Here is a 14717-nt window from a genome sequence, read left to right as displayed (position 1 = left end):
CTCGTGGGCAGGTCCCCGGCCACCACGAACGCTACCAGTGCCGCCGAGATCGGAGTCGGAATCGGATGGACGCTCCGCTCAGACCATGTCTTTGCGGGTCAGCCAGCGCAGCGTCGGCCACCCGAGAAATACCGGCAACCAGCAGGTCAGGACCCGGTAGAGCAACACCGACGGCACGGCGATCGAGGCTGGCAGGCCGAATGCGGCGAGACCACCGATCAGGGCGGCCTCCACGGCACCGACGCCGCCGGGAGTCGGCGCGGCGGAAGCCAACGTGCCACCGATCATCGTCACGACGGTCACCGTCACGAACGTGGTTCCGCCGCCGAAGGCCTCGATACTCGCCCACAGGGCGAGAGCCGCGCCCAATGTCGTTGCTGCACAACCGAGGATGATGACGGAGAAGCGTTTGGGATCTCGGGCGAGCTCTCCGAGTTCGGTGAGGACCTCCTTGATCTGCGGTCGCACAGCGACTCGGAGCCACCGTCGGAGCTTGGGAACGAACATGAACGTCCCGACCACGCCGAATGCGGCACCGGCAATCAGATACAGCACAGTGTTGCCGGGCACCATGTTCGACAATCCGGAGGAGGTGCCGGCGACGACGCTGAAGAAGATCAACAGGCTCACATGCGTGATCACCTGGACCGACTGCTGCAACGCCACGGCTGCGGTCGCACGAATGGCGCCCAACCCGCCCTTCTGCAGGAATCGCACGCTCAGCGCGAGACCGCCGACACCCGCTGGAGTCGTTGTCGCCGCAAAAGTGTTGGCTACCTGCATGACCGTCAGATTCCAGAAACTGACCTTGCCGAACGCGCATGCCCACAACGCGGCTCCGGCACCGATGTACGTCAGGGCGGAGACCGCCAGACCGAGCAGCGCCCACCACCAATTGGCCGAACCGAGTTCGGTGACGAATGCCGGCACTGCGCTGATGAACGGGTATGCAACGTAGACCAACCCGATCAGCAGGACGAGCGAGATGATCTGGTTCCGGCTGAACCGGGTGACCTGTTCGGCTTCGATCTTGGCGGCACCGGTCTGATCGAGAACCTCGAGTCGAACCTCTTTCATGATCGAGCGCGCATCCGGAACCGACTGTCGAACGCGAGGCTCGATGGCGGACTTGGTCAATCGACCCGACGCCGCGATCACAACATCGAAACCGAGAACCTCGATCGCAGTGGCCACCGCGCGCGTGGGGCCGAAAAGGTGTGCCGTGGTGAGCAACAACTGCGCCACGTCGGACTGCATCTGGGCATCCGAGGCCCCGAGTTCGGCATGGACGTAGCCACAGAACAAGGCTCGGCCGTCGAGGATTCGGAGCTCGTCTCGACGCAGATCGCCGTGGGAGATCCGGTTCTCGTGCAGCGTCGCCAGCGAGGTCCACAGCGCGCTGAGGGTGGCGTCGTCGTGTTCGGCCTCGATCGGCTCGCCCAGTGGCGGGCTGTGGGCGTACAGGGTCCACCCTCGATCGAGTGCCGCGACTGCCAGCGGATGACTGCCTGCCGCACCCAGACCCTCGATGGCCAGACCCATCAACGCACGATGCTCGACGGCTCTGCGCATGGATGCGTGCAGTGGCGCAGTCTCGCTGCCGCGCATCGTGATCCAGCGCCAGAACTGTCTCAGCGCGCCGCCGCTACGCTGATTCTGGCCGTACAACTCGACCACCACGTCGCCGTCGGGCGTGTGTGCGTTGAGCACCAGCGGGCCCGGGCCCGCCGGCCGGACGACGGTGAAGCTGGCGACGGTGACGCCTCGACCACGGAACATGCGTACCGCCGCGTCCAATGGAACTTCGAGCGCAGGCGTGCCGACCAACAACACGATGACCGCTCCGACGAGCCACCCCGCAGCAAGCCCGAGCATCGAGCGGGCCGGGACGACGGTGGAGACGACGAGGTGGATCGGTACGAACGCGAGCAACAGCGTCCACCATGCCCGACGCCACCGCGCGGGCAGGCCCGGGCCGGACACCGTCAGTGCCGCGGCCAACATGGCGATCCATCGCGAGTCGTCGAGGAATTGCGACAGGAATGTGTCGAGTCGTTCGGGAACGTCGAGGTCCCAGGTGGGAGTGGAGATTCCGGTGCCGGTGATCGAGAGCGCCAATGCCGCCAGCAACGCTGCTGCCGCGTAGCCTGCAAGCAGCTTCCATTTGCGGCCGGCGACGAGTCCGATCAGTACGCCGAAGGGCAACGCGAGGATGGCGACGCCGTAGACGATGTACACGGCATTGGACTGGTCGGGGCTGAGCACGCCGACGATGTTCGACACCGATTGCTCGAGCGCATCCCACTGATTCCTGGTGATCAGCGAACCGGCAACGACCACGCCCAGCAGTACCGATGCCGCTACGACCCGGACGATGTCGCTGGTTCTTCGGACCAGCGGTTGAAGCAGGTTTCCCGCTACGGGAATGTCCCGCCCATCCACACGCATGGGGTCAACCTACCGTGCGGTACGCCTGCGGAGCTCGTTGCGGACGGCGGGCCATTCGGATTCGATGATCGAGAACACCACGGTGTCGCGCAGTGAACCGTCGGGCATCCGTTGATGATTGCGCAGAATGCCGTCCTGCTTGGCCCCGAGCTTTGCGATGGCCGTCCGCGACTGCAGGTTCATCCAGTGGGTGCGGAACTCGACGGCGATGCAGCCGAGCGTTTCGAAGGCATGCGTCAGCAGGAGCAGTTTGCTCGCGGCGTTGGTGCCGGTTCCGTGCGCGGAACGGGCATTGAAGGTGTAGCCGATCTCGACGCGCCGGTTGTTCGGATCCACGTTGCAGAACGTCGTCGCGCCGATGATCTGGCCGGTGTCGTTGCGGCGCAGAGTGAACGGAAGCATGGTGCCTGCCTCGAGCAGGCCGAGCCGTCGATCGATCTCGGCCGCCATGTCCTCGGGTTTCGGCACGCTGGTGTACCAGAGGTTCCACAGCTCGCCATCGCGGGCGGCGTCGCACAGTCCTTCGAGATGGTCGTGGCTCAGCGGCTCGAGGGTCACGAGATCGTCAGCGAGGGTCACCTGTTGCAGAAAGGGCATTCGCAGACGATACGTTGGATCGTGCCGTCCGGGAAAGCACGATGATGACGGCAGCGGTGACGGCGACGGACACGGCCACGAGGGCGATGACCTCGGAGAAAGCGTGGGCATAGGCGTCGGCGAATCCAGGTTGGCCGGATGCGGCGGCGTCTGCGTCGGCTCCGTCCGGAACCTGACGCCGGACCAGGAGAGTCAGTAGCCAGGCATAACCGGCGACTGCAGCGGCCTCGCTGCCGATGCGGAACAGGTTGAGCACCCCGGCGGCGGTGCCGTTGCTGTGCGCAGGCACCGCGGCAAGCGCCTGGCCGTCGACCAAACCGATGGGGAGCCCGAACCCGAGCCCCACCAGGATCATCGGGATCACCAGAGCAGGCAAAGGGAGCCCGGGCTGCAGGAACAGCATGCCGAGGTTGCCGAGTACGAGGCAGCCGAGGCTCGTAAGGATGACGCGGTCGGGGGTCAGGGTGTCGAACCTGCTGCTCAGTCGAGCGACAGTGAGCGGGGCGAGCAGAACCGGGATGGTCATCGCCAGCATGAACAGTCCGGCTCGTCCGGGACTCAGGGACGCAACGCCGCTGAGGGCTGCGGGCAGGTAGGTGAGCAGTGTGACGAATCCGAGGGCTCCGGCGACCGGGACCAGGCACAGCGCGAGGAACCGGCGGTTGCGCAGCAGCGTGAAATCCAGGAGGCGGTCGGAGGTGGATTCTGCCCGGAGTACAGGCAGGGCCGCAGTGCCGATGGCCGCGAGGGCCAGGACGAGTGCATGGGCGGCGAATACTCCGCGCCAATCGAATGCTGCGACGAGCAACCCGGAGATCGTGGGCCCGAGCGCCAACCCGAGACCGTTCACGGTGCCGAACAGGGCGAATGCCGTGGCCCGTTCGGTCCCCTGAAAATGCAGCGACAGAATCGAGGTGGAACCCACCAGGACCGCAGCGGCACCGATGCCTGCGAACACCCGTGCCGCGTCGAGCCACAGCAGCGACGGCGCGGACGCGCTGATCACGCTGGCTGCGGCGGCGAGCACTACACCGCTACGGAATGACGCGCGGTGCCCGATGCGATCGGATACTGCACCCCAGACGACGGTGAACAGGGCGAACGCGAGATTGAAGCCGTTGACGACCCACTGCAGCGGCGCTGGATCCGAGCCGAGGTCCGCCGCGATCACCGGGAGCGCGATGGCGGTGCCCGAGATGGACATCGGCACCACGAACTGCGCTGCGAGTACGACCGGTAGTACTGCCCTCATGAATCCCCCTGCACACAGTAGGTACGATGATTTTCGTACTAAAACAGATTCGGAGGTACGATGCAAGTCGTACCTTGTGCCGGGAGGAACACATGGCGGACGAGCACGGGCATCCCGAGCCCGCGGAAATGCAACTCGGTGCGGTGATGTCTGCCCTGGCCGATCCACTGCGCCGCAAAGTGGTCACCGAGCTGGTCGGCGAGGACGACGGTGCCGAACGGACCTGCATGTCGTTCGAGCTCGGCGTCACCAAATCAACTCTGACGCATCACTTTCGAGTGCTACGAGAGTCGGGCCTGGTGTTTCAGGTCGATCGCGGCAACAGTCGTAAGGTCAGGCTGCGACGCCACGAACTCGAGCAACGCTTTCCCGGCCTGCTCGATCTGATAGCAAACGAAATCCGCTAGCCCAGCGCGGAGCATCCGTCATACGGTGGGTCCATGCACATCGCCATGATCGGAACGACGGCTCCCAGCCACATCTACCCATCACTGGCCGTGATCGCCGACTTGGTGCGCAGAGGGCATCGCGTCACCTACGCAGTCGGGAAATCGATGTCGCATCTGGTGGAACCCGCAGGGGTGGAGGTGGTCTCGTTCGAGTCGATGCTGCCGGACGGCGAGGCTTCGTGGCCGGACGATCCGGCAGCGTCGATGCACGTGTTCCTCGACGAGGCGATCCGGTCGTTTCCACGGCTCACCGCGTTCTACGACGATGACCAGCCGGACCTGTTCCTGTACGACATCGGCGGCATGACCGCACCCGTCCTCGGTGTGCGTTACGGGGTGCCTGCCGTGCAACTCTCGCCGACATACGTGGCCTGGGACGGATACGCCGACGATCTCGGTGATGCGATGACGGCCATTCGACAGTCACCCACCGGCGTCGCGTACCGGCAGGCCTACGCAACCTGGTTGCGAAACAACGACATCGACGCCGATCCGTGGGAGTGGATCACGTATCCGGCGCACTGCCTTTCGCTGATTCCTCGGCAGATGCAACCGAATGCCGATCGAGTGGCCGACTCCGTGCAGTTCGTCGGACCGTGCCTGGACCCCGTACGTCTGAACGACCGCAGTTGGACCGCACCCGATGCGTCGAATCTGTATATCTCGCTCGGTACCGGATACAACGATCGCCCCGAGTTCTACCGGCTCTGTATCGAGACCTTCGGCGATACCGACTGGCATGTGGTGATGTCCATCGGTGCACGCGTCGACCCGGCGGTGCTCGGTGAGATACCCGCGAATATCGAAGTACACGAACATGTTCCGCAACTCAGCGTGCTGGCCTCTGCCGAGGTCTTCATCACCCACGCCGGGATGGGCAGCGCCGTCGAGGCCCTGTGGTTCGGCGTGCCGACCGTGGCGGTGCCGCAAGCAGTCGATCAATTCGGCAACGCCGCGATGCTCGCCGAACTCGGGGTCGGCGTTCATCTGGACTGCGAGAACGTGACTGCGGACAGGCTCCTCGAGGCCGTCGCAGCCGCTCGTGAATCGACTCCGCGCGCAACGGCGGTGAGCGCCGAGGTGCGAGCGCACGGGGGCGTCGAATCGGCAGCCGATGCGGTCGAGGCATTTCTCGCGTGACGAGTACTGCCGAGAGGCGTCCAGGTGCCGGTGAGATTCCGGTGCGTGAGTAGTCGGTACCTGCATGAGCACCTTCACGAAGAATGTTCCCGGCGCATCCATCACCTACGACATCCACGGTGAGCTGACGGCCGGCTCGATACCGCTGTTGTTGATCGGGTCACCGATGGACGCAGGCGGCTTCGCCACCCTTGCCGCGCACTTCCCGGATCGGACGGTGGTCACCTACGACCCGCGCAACACCGGCCGCAGCACGCGGGACGATCCGACGGCGGCGGTCACCGTAGCCCAGCACGCGGATGACCTGCATGCGCTGTTGGGGGCACTGGGTTCTGGACCGGTCGACATGTTCGCCTCCAGCGGCGGAGCAGTGAACGCCCTCGAATTGGTCGCGCGCTATCCAGACGATCTTCGTGTACTCGTTGCCCACGAACCCCCTGCGGGAGGCGCGCTTGCGGATCGAGCCGCACTCGAATCGGTGTGCTCGGCGATGGTATCGACCTACAACTCCTCGGGACTGGGACCGGCCATGGCGCAGTTCATCGCCCTGGTGATGCACAGGGGCGAACTCGACTCGGAGTACCTCGCGCGCCCGGTACCAGACCCGTCGGCATTCGGTCTTCCCACCGAGGACGACGGCGATCGCACGGACCCGCTGATGGCAAACATGCGCGGCGGCGTCGTGGAATTCGTACCCGATGTCGAGGCCGTGAAAGCTGCGAGGACCCGAACGGTGGTCGCGGTCGGCGCGGATTCCGGCGGGCCCTCGGACGGCGAACTGGCCGCTCGCTCCGCGTACGCCGTCGCCGAGCTGCTGGGCACGGATGCCGTGGTCTTTCCGGGCGGTCACGCCGATTTCTCAGGGGAGCGGGCGGAGGAGTTCGCGGCCGCTCTGCGGGAAGTGCTCGCCTGACCGCAGGCACATGTGCGAAATCGGGTGCAGCCAGCCGCGCTCAGCGCGGGCAGCTGCACCCGATTCAGTCCTCCAGAACGCTGACGCTCACGCCATAGGGCAGGAAGCGGACGCGTCGGTGCGGGTCGGTGTTGTCCTTGTGCGCGCGGAGCGCATCGAGTTCGGTGGCGTAGAGCTGGTCGACCTGCGGTGACCCAGCATCGTCGACGCTGTAGATCGCCCAGACTCCGTCACCCCTCTGACCTGTGGTTTCGGGCTCCGGCGGCGCTTTGGGTGCCCCGACGTTGGCGGCGAACAGTGACCCGACCACCTCGCGTAAGCCCTCGGTCGCTTCCCGGGCGAACTTGTCGAAGTCGTCGGATCCGAAGCCGAAGGGTCCTTGGTTGGCCATGGCAGTACCTCCTGAAGGTGATACTCCAGTATGCGCGTTTTCTCCGAACAGCCGCCGCGGCTTCGCACGTTCGTGGTGCCGGGCAACTCCGACCCGGCCCTGGTGTTTCTTCACGGACTCGGCTCGGCGGGGGTCCCGGCATTCGGTGCCCTCGCCGTCGACCCCGCGTTCGAGGGGCGAACGCGGGTACTGCCGGACCTGCTCGGCTGCGGTTACAGCGACCGTCCACATCATCTCGGCTATTCGCTCGACGACCATGCCGCTGCCGTGGCAGACCTACTCGATCGACAGCACTTGACCTCCGTCGATCTGGTCGGCCACAGCCTGGGTGGTTCGATCGCCGTCGTGCTCGCATACCGTCGACCTGATTTGGTGGGACGGCTGATCGTGCTCGAACCCAATCTGCTGCCGTGGGACGGTACTGCGAGTGTCGACATCGCCCGGCAGTCCGAGGCCCGGTTCGTCCAATCCGGACTCGCCGCGCTCATCGCCGACGCCGATCCCGAGTGGGCGTCCACGCTGCGCATCACCGACCCCGTTGCGCTGCATCGCACCGCCGTCGGACTGTGCGTCGGGCCGGAGCCGACGGTGCAGTCCATGCTGGAGTCGCTGACCGTACCGCGATCGTTCGTCTACGGGGAGCGCACCGGCGCGCCGAGTCAGGAGCACCGATTGGCCTCGGCCGGAGTGCATTTCGCATGGATCGCCGATGCCGGGCACGTCATGATGGCCGATAATCGCGAAGGCGTCGTGGAGGCACTGCGAGCAGGGCTACTGCTGTAGGCGTGAGCCGATGGTGGTGTGCAGTGCCCGCAGTGAGTTCTGTCCGAGCGAGACCGTCTGGGATTCTATGTAGCGCAACAGGTGCGAATCGTTGAGCACCTTTTCGCTCGACTGGATCAGCACCGTGCCGGCGCCGGTGAAATCGAACTGCCGCTCCTCGCCGCTGTTCGCCCCGAGAAATCCGCGCGCCGCTCCGAGGAAGTTCTGCATCCAGTCTGCATCGAAGTGATGGGACGGTGAGGGGCAATCTGCCCATCCCACAAGGGCTTCCGGGTCGATACGAAGCGGCGGCTCGGCGAACATCACGGGGCCGTTGGATGACGCCAGGAACTTTCCGGTGCCGAGCAGGGTCAGGAATCCCGGCACGATGGACTGCTTGAGATCCAGAGTCGGCTCGAACGCAAGAAGGTTCGCGGCCCGGATGGTGAGGTTGCCGTCGTCGAGGTCGTAGCTGTTGATGTTGAATCCGCGGTCGCCCAGAATCAGCTTTCCCTGTCCTTGCGCGAGCACCCAGTCGTTGGAATACAGCGGTGACGAGAACCGCGCCGCCACGATGGCAGGCATGGATGTCTGCCCGAGCGGCTCGAAGCGAACATTGCCGTAGTACGCGATCATCGCGCCCTTCGAGGTGAACCACGGCTGGCCGGACAGTTCGACGCAGAACGCGTAGTCGTTGCCGGGGACGTTCTCGTCGGCAGGCAGGGTGTACGGGGTATGAATGTCCAGGCTCATCGCTGCTCCTCAGAACTTCTGCTCGGACGCCTGGACCCACACCGTGCCCATGCCGGTCATCTTCAACTGGATTGCCTCGCCGCTGCCTCTGCCGACGGCGTCCCGCCATCCGACGTTGGCGGAGATCTCGACGGCGATGTTGCCGATATGGCAGACGTACGCCTGCGGATCCACCACCACCTGAGGGTGATCGGGGCCCACTTGCAGCGCAATCGCTCCCCCATGCGACAGCACGGCGACGCTGCCCTGCCCGGTGAGTTGGGTGGTGAACAAACCTTGGCCCGTCATCGCGCCGCGCACCGCTCCGCGGACTCCACCCTGAGAGGTCAGCGCCACGATGGAACTCTGCAGGTACCCGTCGTGCACCAACAGGCGGTCGGCTTCGACAGTGAGCATCGAGGAACCGTCGAGTTCGATCACCTCGACATACAGGCCGGCGTGCCCGTAGAAGACCTCGCCCTGCCCCTCGGCTGCCATCATGGCGACGTGTTCGCCTGCCATCATTCGTCCGGCCATCCCGGCAACGCCGCCCACACCCGGCATGGCCCCGGCGCTTCCGCCCATCGACTGCGGAACGAACCGGACGTCGCCGGTGTAATACAGCATCGATCCACGACGTGCCAGCACGTTCTGATGCGGTGCCAGAACGGATTTGACGACTTTGCTGTTGACGAGTTCGAGCGGCACGTCAGCGCTCCTCGGGTTGGATGTAGACGACGCCCTGGCCGTCGAAGCGGAGGGAGAACGCCTCGCCGCTGCCGCCGCCGATGGCCGAACGCCACGTGACATCGGTGACGAAACTCTGGTTGAGCTGTCCGCGGTGGGCGACGAATGCGTCGGGATCGACGACGAGGGGGTACTGCGGATCGACGGCGAGGGCGATGAGGGGCCCACCTTTGGACAGCAGCGCCACCGTGCCCGATCCGCCGACCACGGTAGTGAACAAGCCCTGGCCCGAGGTTGCACCGCGTAGGCCGGAGAATTTGATATCGGTGCGCAGTTGGCCTGCGAGAGCGAGCAGCTGAGAGGACTCGACGTGGAGGTTGTCGCCCTGCACCTCGACGAGAGTGATGTCCTGGGCGTCGACGGCGAAGTAGACAGTGCCCTTACCGGACACGTCCATCAGCGACAGTGATTCGCCGGTCACCTTCTGCTTGAGTGCGGCACGAAAACCGCCGCCGCCACCCACCCCTGCGTTCTTGAAGGTCACGTCGCCCTCGTACGCGACCATTGAACCCGACAGCGCGCGCAGGGAATCTCCGGTCAGGTCTGCGACCAAGACGCGGTGCCCGTTCATCCTCAGCTGAGCCACGGGGGAACTATGCCACCGCTCGCGCCCCCGCGGCTACTGCTGGAGAAAAAATCTAGACGAGCGGCTTCAGTGCCTTACCTGCGAGTTCGACGACACCGGGCTGATGTCCGTTGGCGACGAGGTTGATGATGATGCCGTCGACGCCCCGATCGAGGACGCGCCGCTGGACCTGCTCGGCGACGTCATCGGGTGTTCCGCAGAAATGGCGATCGGTTGCTTTCGCCGCATCCTCGTCCGAGAGGTTCGTCAGATCGAGACCCTGCTTCAGCACGAACTCGCGTTGCAGTTCCTTGGCCTTGTCGCCGTCCTCGTCGATGATGACGAAGGCGAGGAAACTGGTCTCGAGGTCCTTCGGGTCGCGGTCGACCTCCTCGCAGCGTGCCTGGACGGCAGCGATCTTGCGCGGCAATTCGGTTGCATCGCAGATGATGTTGAGATGATCGGCGAACTGTGCAGCCAGGCCGAAGGTCTTCTTCTCGCCGCCGCCGCCGAGCATGATCGGCAGATCGTCACGGACGCGCGGCTCGTTCATCGCGTTCTCGACCTGGTACCAGAGGCCGTCGAACGTGGGGCGCTGGCCGCGCAGCATCGGTTCGATGATCTGCAGGGCCTCGTCGAGCCGCTCGAATCGGTCGGTGAACGTGCCGAACTCGAGTCCGAAGCTCTGATGTTCGAGCTCGAACCATCCCGCTCCGATGCCGAGAATCGCGCGACCGCCGCTGACGACGTCGAGCGTGGTGACGGTCTTGGCCAGGATCGCGGGGTTCCGGTAGGTGTTGCCGGTGACCAGGGCAGAGAGCTGGATGGTGTCGGTGGCCGTGGCGAGAGCGGACAGGGCAGAGTAGGCCTCGAGCATCGGCTCGTCGGGCTTGCCGATTCCGGGAAGTTGGTAGAAGTGATCCATCACGAACGCGGTGTCGAACCCGGCCGCTTCGGCCTCGCGCGCTTGCGCGATGACCTGGGGAAAGAGTTCCGCGACCGAACCGTCGTAGCTGAAGTTGGGCATCTGGTAACCGAGGCGAATAGTCACCTGATCCACGCTACTCGGATTTCGGCCCGTGCTGCGTGTGAGAGGACGATAATTCGACGATGACAATCATGGACCTGACCAGGGCACCGTTCTCCGGATTTGCCGTCGACGATCTCCCGGCGGCGCGCGCCTTCTACGCCGAGACGCTCGGACTGACGGTCGCCGAGAACGACATGGGCATGCTGGAGTTGCACCTGGGGACCGGGGCGATCGTGCTGATCTATCCGAGGCCCGGACATGTACCAGCGCAGTACACGATCTTGAACTTTCCGGTTGCCGATATCGAGACCGCAGTCGACGCGTTGGTCGCGAAAGGAATTGTTTTTCAGCAGTATCCGGACATGGGCACCGATGAGAAGGGAGTGTTTCGACACGGCGGCCCGTTGATCGCCTGGTTCACGGATCCGGCAGGGAACGTGTTGTCGGTGCTGGAGGGCTGAGCGAGCCCTCAGGCTGCGGGAGTGGAGCCTGCGGAACGACCCTAGGCTGACGGCATTCCTTGCGCCAGAGTGACTGTGCCGGAACTTCTGATGCCGCTGTCGTCCACCCATTCGACGGCGGCCGATTCGCCCGGCACGCGGCCGATGAGTGCTTCCGACAGGTCCGAGGCGGATCGGACATCGGTGCCGTCGAACTTCACGATGATGTCTGTGCTCGACAATCCCAACGTCTGGGCCGGGGAATCAGGGGCGACCGATACGACTGCCGCGCCGAGTGCAGGCTTGTTCTCGAAGACCGATACATCACGCACGGACACTCCGAAGTACGGCGTCGGACCCACATGTACTGTGCCACCCGATCTTCCGGAGACAACCTGATCGAGCACGGCGACGGCCTCGGCGATGGGAACGGCATACGCTTCGGGTGCCTGTGGCGGTGAGTACTCGGTGCCGTTGCGCGCGTCCTCCGACAGACCCGCGGTGTTCACCCCGATCACCCGGCCCCAGGCGTCGAACAGTGGGCCGCCCGAATCCCCGGCTCGCACATCGGCATCGACCCGAATCATCCGTTCGAGAGTGTTCCGCGAGCCGTCCACAGAACTGCGGGTGAGCACCCGCTGGTCGAGTGCAGTCACTGCACCGGGCGCAGGCACCAGCACCCCTGCGCCCGAGGCATTCCCGATGGCGGTCACCGCATCACCCACCTCGGGAAGTGCGTCCGGGGCAAGCTCGACCACCGGCAGGTCGGCCGCGGTGATCAACTGCACGACCGCCACGTCGCGGGATTTGTCGTAACCCAACACGGTGGCGTCGTATATGAGTCCGTTGCCCATGTGTACTGCGCTGATGTCGGTGGCATGCTCGACGACGTGGAAGTTGGTGAGCACGATTCCGTCGGGTGCCACGACGAAACCGGTGCCGGCGACTCCGGAGAAGCCGGCCGACGCGGAGAGGGTGACGACGGCTGGATCGACCCGAGCCGAGAGTTCGTCGAGTGTCAGCGGCGGCGGTTCGACGACGGGAGCCACGGGTGTCGGCGCGGCAGCGAAGTCCGCTGTTCCTGGGCCGAGCGTCGGGGCCGTGAACAGCGCCAGTCCGGCGGCGACCAGCGTCAGCATCACCGCCCGTCCGCCCGACCGCATAGCAATCGATTATGGTCCGATGACGATGGTGGTGCCAGCTACACCGGCGAATCGAAGGGTTGGCACCATCGATTTGCCGCGCTGGGACCGACAAACTTCACGTATGGCTTTCATCGAACGTACCGGGTACACGGAGGACAAGGTGTGGAACGCGATCCTGCGGGCACCGTTCGAGGCGCGAACCTGGCGCGAGGGCTGCTATCTGATGGTCAGTTCGATGGTGGGGTTCCTCGGCGCGATGTACCTCCTCCTCGGGTTCGTCACCGGTCTTTCCCTGGTGGTGGTCCTGGTGGGGATACCTCTTCTCGCCCTGGTGATCGTCGGCGGGCGTAGTTGGGGGGCTCTGTATCGGGCGCTGTCGGAGTCGATGCTGCGCTCCCCGGTGCCGCCGCCGCCGCAGTTTCGGGCCGGTGGGATGTTCGGTGTCGTGCGATCGGGCCTGTCGGATCGAGCCGGCTGGCGTGCGCTGATCTTTCTGGCCATCGAATCGGTTCTGTCGTGGGTCAGTGCCCTCGTGATCCTCACCTTTGTCGCGTTTCCTGCATTCCTTGTCGTGTCGCCGGTCGTGTGGCTGGTGGTTGCGCCGATCAACTACGACTCCGACGGCGTCGCACACCAGTCGGTGATGCAGATCGGCTCGGTCTACTTCGACACGCTTCCGCAAATGTCGGCGCTGGCGGTGGTGGGCATTGTCGGTCTGTTCTTTGCGCCGTGGCCTGTTCGGGCACTGGCTTCGGTGGAACGATTTCTGATCGGTGCGCTCCTCGGAGCTACCGAGGACGATGCGAGGGTGGAGCACCTGGAATCCTCACGCGCGGCCTTCGTCGACGATTCCGCGGCCACGCTGCGCCGTGTCGAACGGGATCTGCACGACGGTGCGCAGGCGCGATTGGTCACGATGGCGATGGCGTTGGGCCGCGCCGAGGAGAAGATCGCACGGGGGGAGGACGCGTCGGAGTTGGTGGCGGCGGCACACGGCACAGCGAAGGAGGCGTTGGCCGATCTACGTGAGGTGGTTCGCGGTATTCACCCTCCTGCACTGGATGTGGGTATCGAGGCCGCGCTGCAGACCCTGTGCTCGCGCAGTACCGTGCCGGTGGAACTGTCGGTGTTGCTACCGTATCGACCCGGCCAGAGTATCGAGACCATCGCATATTTCACCGTGGCCGAGTTGCTGACCAACGTGGCCAAGCATGCGAGCGCGTCGTCGATCTGGGTCGACGTCCACGCCGACGGTACGACGATGGTGATCACGGTGCGAGACAACGGTATCGGAGGCGCAAAAATCGGTGGCGGGACGGGTCTGACGGGTCTGCTGGCCAGAGCCGGATCCGTCGACGGCACACTGCGTGTGGACAGCCCGCTGGGCGGGCCGACGGTGGTGACGGTGCAGCTGCCGATGACCTCGGAAGGAAGTCGATTGTGAAGGTCGTCATTGCCGAAGACAGTGTGATTCTTCGAGATGGATTGGCACAGTTGCTGATCGACCGTGGTCACGAGGTGGCCGCCTCGGTGGGCGACGCCGAAGCGCTCGGGGTTGCCGTCGAGGAATTGTCGCCGGACGTTGCGATCGTCGATGTGCGAATGCCGCCGAGCTTCACGGACGAGGGGCTGGTCGCAGCGGTACAGCTGCGGCGTCGCCATCCGGACGTGGGAGTCATGGTGTTCTCTCAGTGGATCGAAACCCGTTATGCCGCTGAGCTTTTGTCCGGAAGTGCATCCGGGGTGGGCTACCTGCTCAAGGATCGAGTGGCCGATGTGGCCGAGTTCGTCGAGGCCCTGACCCGCGTCGCCTCGGGTGGTACTGCGCTGGATCCGGAGGTGGTGGCGCAGTGGGTCGGGTCGAGTGCTCGACGCGCGATTCTGAACACGCTGACGACCCGCGAAAAGGAGGTGCTGGACCTGATGGCCCAGGGTTTGACGAACGCTGCTCTCGCTGCGGCGCTGCACGTTTCGGAACGAGCGATCGAGAAGCACGTGGGAAACATCTTCGGCAAGCTCGGGCTACCACCGTCGGACATCAATCACCGGCGCGTGATGGCGGTCCTGCACTATCTCGGTCGCCCGTCGAGCTCGACCTCGCCGTGA

At 64.9% G+C, this 14717-nt stretch carries 16 protein-coding genes; 7 read left to right on the top strand and 9 right to left on the bottom strand.

Annotation, left to right across the window (positions count from 1 at the left end):
- Positions 1–78 precede the first annotated feature (78 nt).
- From ACOQFP_RS18185 to ACOQFP_RS18175, 3 genes are read right to left on the bottom strand one after another with little or no spacing between them, the layout of a single operon-like run.
- The gene (locus ACOQFP_RS18185; RefSeq protein WP_421585094.1) at positions 79–2448 is read right to left on the bottom strand and encodes a lysylphosphatidylglycerol synthase transmembrane domain-containing protein; all 2370 of its coding nucleotides are present in this window, start codon (positions 2446–2448) and stop codon (positions 79–81) included.
- Positions 2449–2457: 9 nt separating this feature from the next.
- A complete protein-coding gene (locus ACOQFP_RS18180; protein WP_206487228.1) occupies positions 2458–3045 on the bottom strand; it encodes a GNAT family N-acetyltransferase in 588 nt (195 codons plus the stop codon).
- Positions 3014–4297, bottom strand: a complete 1284-nt coding sequence (locus ACOQFP_RS18175) for an MFS transporter (protein WP_421585093.1) — start codon at positions 4295–4297, stop codon at positions 3014–3016. The genes ACOQFP_RS18180 and ACOQFP_RS18175 overlap by 32 nt, the downstream gene beginning before the upstream one ends.
- A gap of 92 nt (positions 4298–4389) precedes the next feature.
- On the opposite strand from ACOQFP_RS18175, the gene ACOQFP_RS18170 reads away from it, so the two are divergent.
- The 3 genes from ACOQFP_RS18170 to ACOQFP_RS18160 all read left to right on the top strand — a co-directional run bounded on the left by ACOQFP_RS18170 (position 4390) and on the right by ACOQFP_RS18160 (position 6799).
- Positions 4390–4704, top strand: a complete 315-nt coding sequence (locus tag ACOQFP_RS18170) for an ArsR/SmtB family transcription factor (RefSeq protein ID WP_421585092.1) — start codon at positions 4390–4392, stop codon at positions 4702–4704.
- Between the two features lie 33 nt (positions 4705–4737).
- Positions 4738–5886, top strand: coding sequence for a macrolide family glycosyltransferase (locus tag ACOQFP_RS18165; RefSeq protein ID WP_421585091.1), 1149 nt, complete (start codon positions 4738–4740; stop codon positions 5884–5886).
- A 64-nt stretch (positions 5887–5950) separates the two neighbouring features.
- Positions 5951–6799: an alpha/beta fold hydrolase gene (locus tag ACOQFP_RS18160; RefSeq protein WP_421585090.1), complete on the top strand. Its 849-nt coding sequence runs from the start codon at positions 5951–5953 to the stop codon at positions 6797–6799.
- A 64-nt stretch (positions 6800–6863) separates the two neighbouring features.
- Here ACOQFP_RS18160 and ACOQFP_RS18155 read toward each other — a convergent pair whose 3' ends face one another.
- Positions 6864–7190: a hypothetical protein gene (locus ACOQFP_RS18155; protein ID WP_206487238.1), complete on the bottom strand. Its 327-nt coding sequence runs from the start codon at positions 7188–7190 to the stop codon at positions 6864–6866.
- Between the two features lie 30 nt (positions 7191–7220).
- Here ACOQFP_RS18155 and ACOQFP_RS18150 point away from each other — a divergent pair, with 30 nt between their 5' ends.
- The gene (locus ACOQFP_RS18150; protein WP_421585089.1) at positions 7221–7973 is read left to right on the top strand and encodes an alpha/beta fold hydrolase; all 753 of its coding nucleotides are present in this window, start codon (positions 7221–7223) and stop codon (positions 7971–7973) included.
- Here the strand turns inward: ACOQFP_RS18150 and ACOQFP_RS18145 are convergent.
- From ACOQFP_RS18145 to ACOQFP_RS18130, 4 genes are all read right to left on the bottom strand, one after another.
- Positions 7962–8705 carry an AIM24 family protein gene (locus ACOQFP_RS18145; protein ID WP_341244935.1) on the bottom strand — a complete coding sequence of 248 codons (744 nt, stop codon included), beginning with the start codon at positions 8703–8705 and terminating at the stop codon, positions 7962–7964. The genes ACOQFP_RS18150 and ACOQFP_RS18145 overlap by 12 nt on opposite strands.
- Positions 8706–8714: 9 nt before the next feature.
- Positions 8715–9392: an AIM24 family protein gene (locus ACOQFP_RS18140; RefSeq protein ID WP_206487244.1), complete on the bottom strand. Its 678-nt coding sequence runs from the start codon at positions 9390–9392 to the stop codon at positions 8715–8717.
- A 1-nt stretch (position 9393) separates the two neighbouring features.
- Complete coding sequence (locus tag ACOQFP_RS18135) at positions 9394–10002, bottom strand: AIM24 family protein (RefSeq protein WP_206487458.1); 609 nt, start codon at positions 10000–10002, stop codon at positions 9394–9396.
- A 67-nt stretch (positions 10003–10069) separates the two neighbouring features.
- A complete protein-coding gene (locus ACOQFP_RS18130; protein WP_341244936.1) occupies positions 10070–11047 on the bottom strand; it encodes an LLM class F420-dependent oxidoreductase in 978 nt (325 codons plus the stop codon).
- A 59-nt stretch (positions 11048–11106) separates the two neighbouring features.
- Here ACOQFP_RS18130 and ACOQFP_RS18125 point away from each other — a divergent pair, with 59 nt between their 5' ends.
- The gene (locus tag ACOQFP_RS18125; RefSeq protein WP_421585088.1) at positions 11107–11487 is read left to right on the top strand and encodes a VOC family protein; all 381 of its coding nucleotides are present in this window, start codon (positions 11107–11109) and stop codon (positions 11485–11487) included.
- A 41-nt stretch (positions 11488–11528) separates the two neighbouring features.
- On the opposite strand, the gene ACOQFP_RS18120 is transcribed toward ACOQFP_RS18125, so the two are convergent.
- Positions 11529–12629, bottom strand: a complete 1101-nt coding sequence (locus ACOQFP_RS18120; RefSeq protein WP_421585087.1) for a S1C family serine protease — start codon at positions 12627–12629, stop codon at positions 11529–11531.
- Between the two features lie 103 nt (positions 12630–12732).
- On the opposite strand from ACOQFP_RS18120, the gene ACOQFP_RS18115 reads away from it, so the two are divergent.
- Positions 12733–14055 (top strand): sensor histidine kinase, encoded by a 1323-nt coding sequence (locus ACOQFP_RS18115; protein WP_421585086.1) that lies wholly within the window; start codon positions 12733–12735, stop codon positions 14053–14055.
- Complete coding sequence (locus tag ACOQFP_RS18110; RefSeq protein WP_421585085.1) at positions 14052–14717, top strand: LuxR C-terminal-related transcriptional regulator; 666 nt, start codon at positions 14052–14054, stop codon at positions 14715–14717. The genes ACOQFP_RS18115 and ACOQFP_RS18110 overlap by 4 nt, the downstream gene beginning before the upstream one ends.

This window comes from Rhodococcus sp. MALMAid1271, from assembly GCF_049195265.1.
GTDB lineage: Bacteria > Actinomycetota > Actinomycetes > Mycobacteriales > Mycobacteriaceae > Rhodococcoides.
The sequence above is the reverse complement of the archived record's forward strand: the minus strand, read 5'-3'. Positions and strand labels throughout refer to the sequence as shown.

What these genes read in the sequence shown, in the direction of transcription:
- ACOQFP_RS18150 (WP_421585089.1), top strand. Translation starts at nt 7,221, where the DNA reads ATGCGCGTTTTCTCCGAACAGCCGCCGCGGCTTCGCACGTTCGTGGTG.
- ACOQFP_RS18155 (WP_206487238.1), bottom strand. Translation starts at nt 7,190, where the DNA reads ATGGCCAACCAAGGACCCTTCGGCTTCGGATCCGACGACTTCGACAAG.
- ACOQFP_RS18185 (WP_421585094.1), bottom strand. Translation starts at nt 2,448, where the DNA reads ATGCGTGTGGATGGGCGGGACATTCCCGTAGCGGGAAACCTGCTTCAA.
- ACOQFP_RS18135 (WP_206487458.1), bottom strand. Translation starts at nt 10,002, where the DNA reads ATGAACGGGCACCGCGTCTTGGTCGCAGACCTGACCGGAGATTCCCTG.
- ACOQFP_RS18170 (WP_421585092.1), top strand. Translation starts at nt 4,390, where the DNA reads ATGGCGGACGAGCACGGGCATCCCGAGCCCGCGGAAATGCAACTCGGT.
- ACOQFP_RS18120 (WP_421585087.1), bottom strand. Translation starts at nt 12,629, where the DNA reads ATGCGGTCGGGCGGACGGGCGGTGATGCTGACGCTGGTCGCCGCCGGA.
- ACOQFP_RS18165 (WP_421585091.1), top strand. Translation starts at nt 4,738, where the DNA reads ATGCACATCGCCATGATCGGAACGACGGCTCCCAGCCACATCTACCCA.
- ACOQFP_RS18115 (WP_421585086.1), top strand. Translation starts at nt 12,733, where the DNA reads ATGGCTTTCATCGAACGTACCGGGTACACGGAGGACAAGGTGTGGAAC.
- ACOQFP_RS18180 (WP_206487228.1), bottom strand. Translation starts at nt 3,045, where the DNA reads ATGCCCTTTCTGCAACAGGTGACCCTCGCTGACGATCTCGTGACCCTC.
- ACOQFP_RS18125 (WP_421585088.1), top strand. Translation starts at nt 11,107, where the DNA reads ATGACAATCATGGACCTGACCAGGGCACCGTTCTCCGGATTTGCCGTC.
- ACOQFP_RS18175 (WP_421585093.1), bottom strand. Translation starts at nt 4,297, where the DNA reads ATGAGGGCAGTACTACCGGTCGTACTCGCAGCGCAGTTCGTGGTGCCG.
- ACOQFP_RS18160 (WP_421585090.1), top strand. Translation starts at nt 5,951, where the DNA reads ATGAGCACCTTCACGAAGAATGTTCCCGGCGCATCCATCACCTACGAC.
- ACOQFP_RS18145 (WP_341244935.1), bottom strand. Translation starts at nt 8,705, where the DNA reads ATGAGCCTGGACATTCATACCCCGTACACCCTGCCTGCCGACGAGAAC.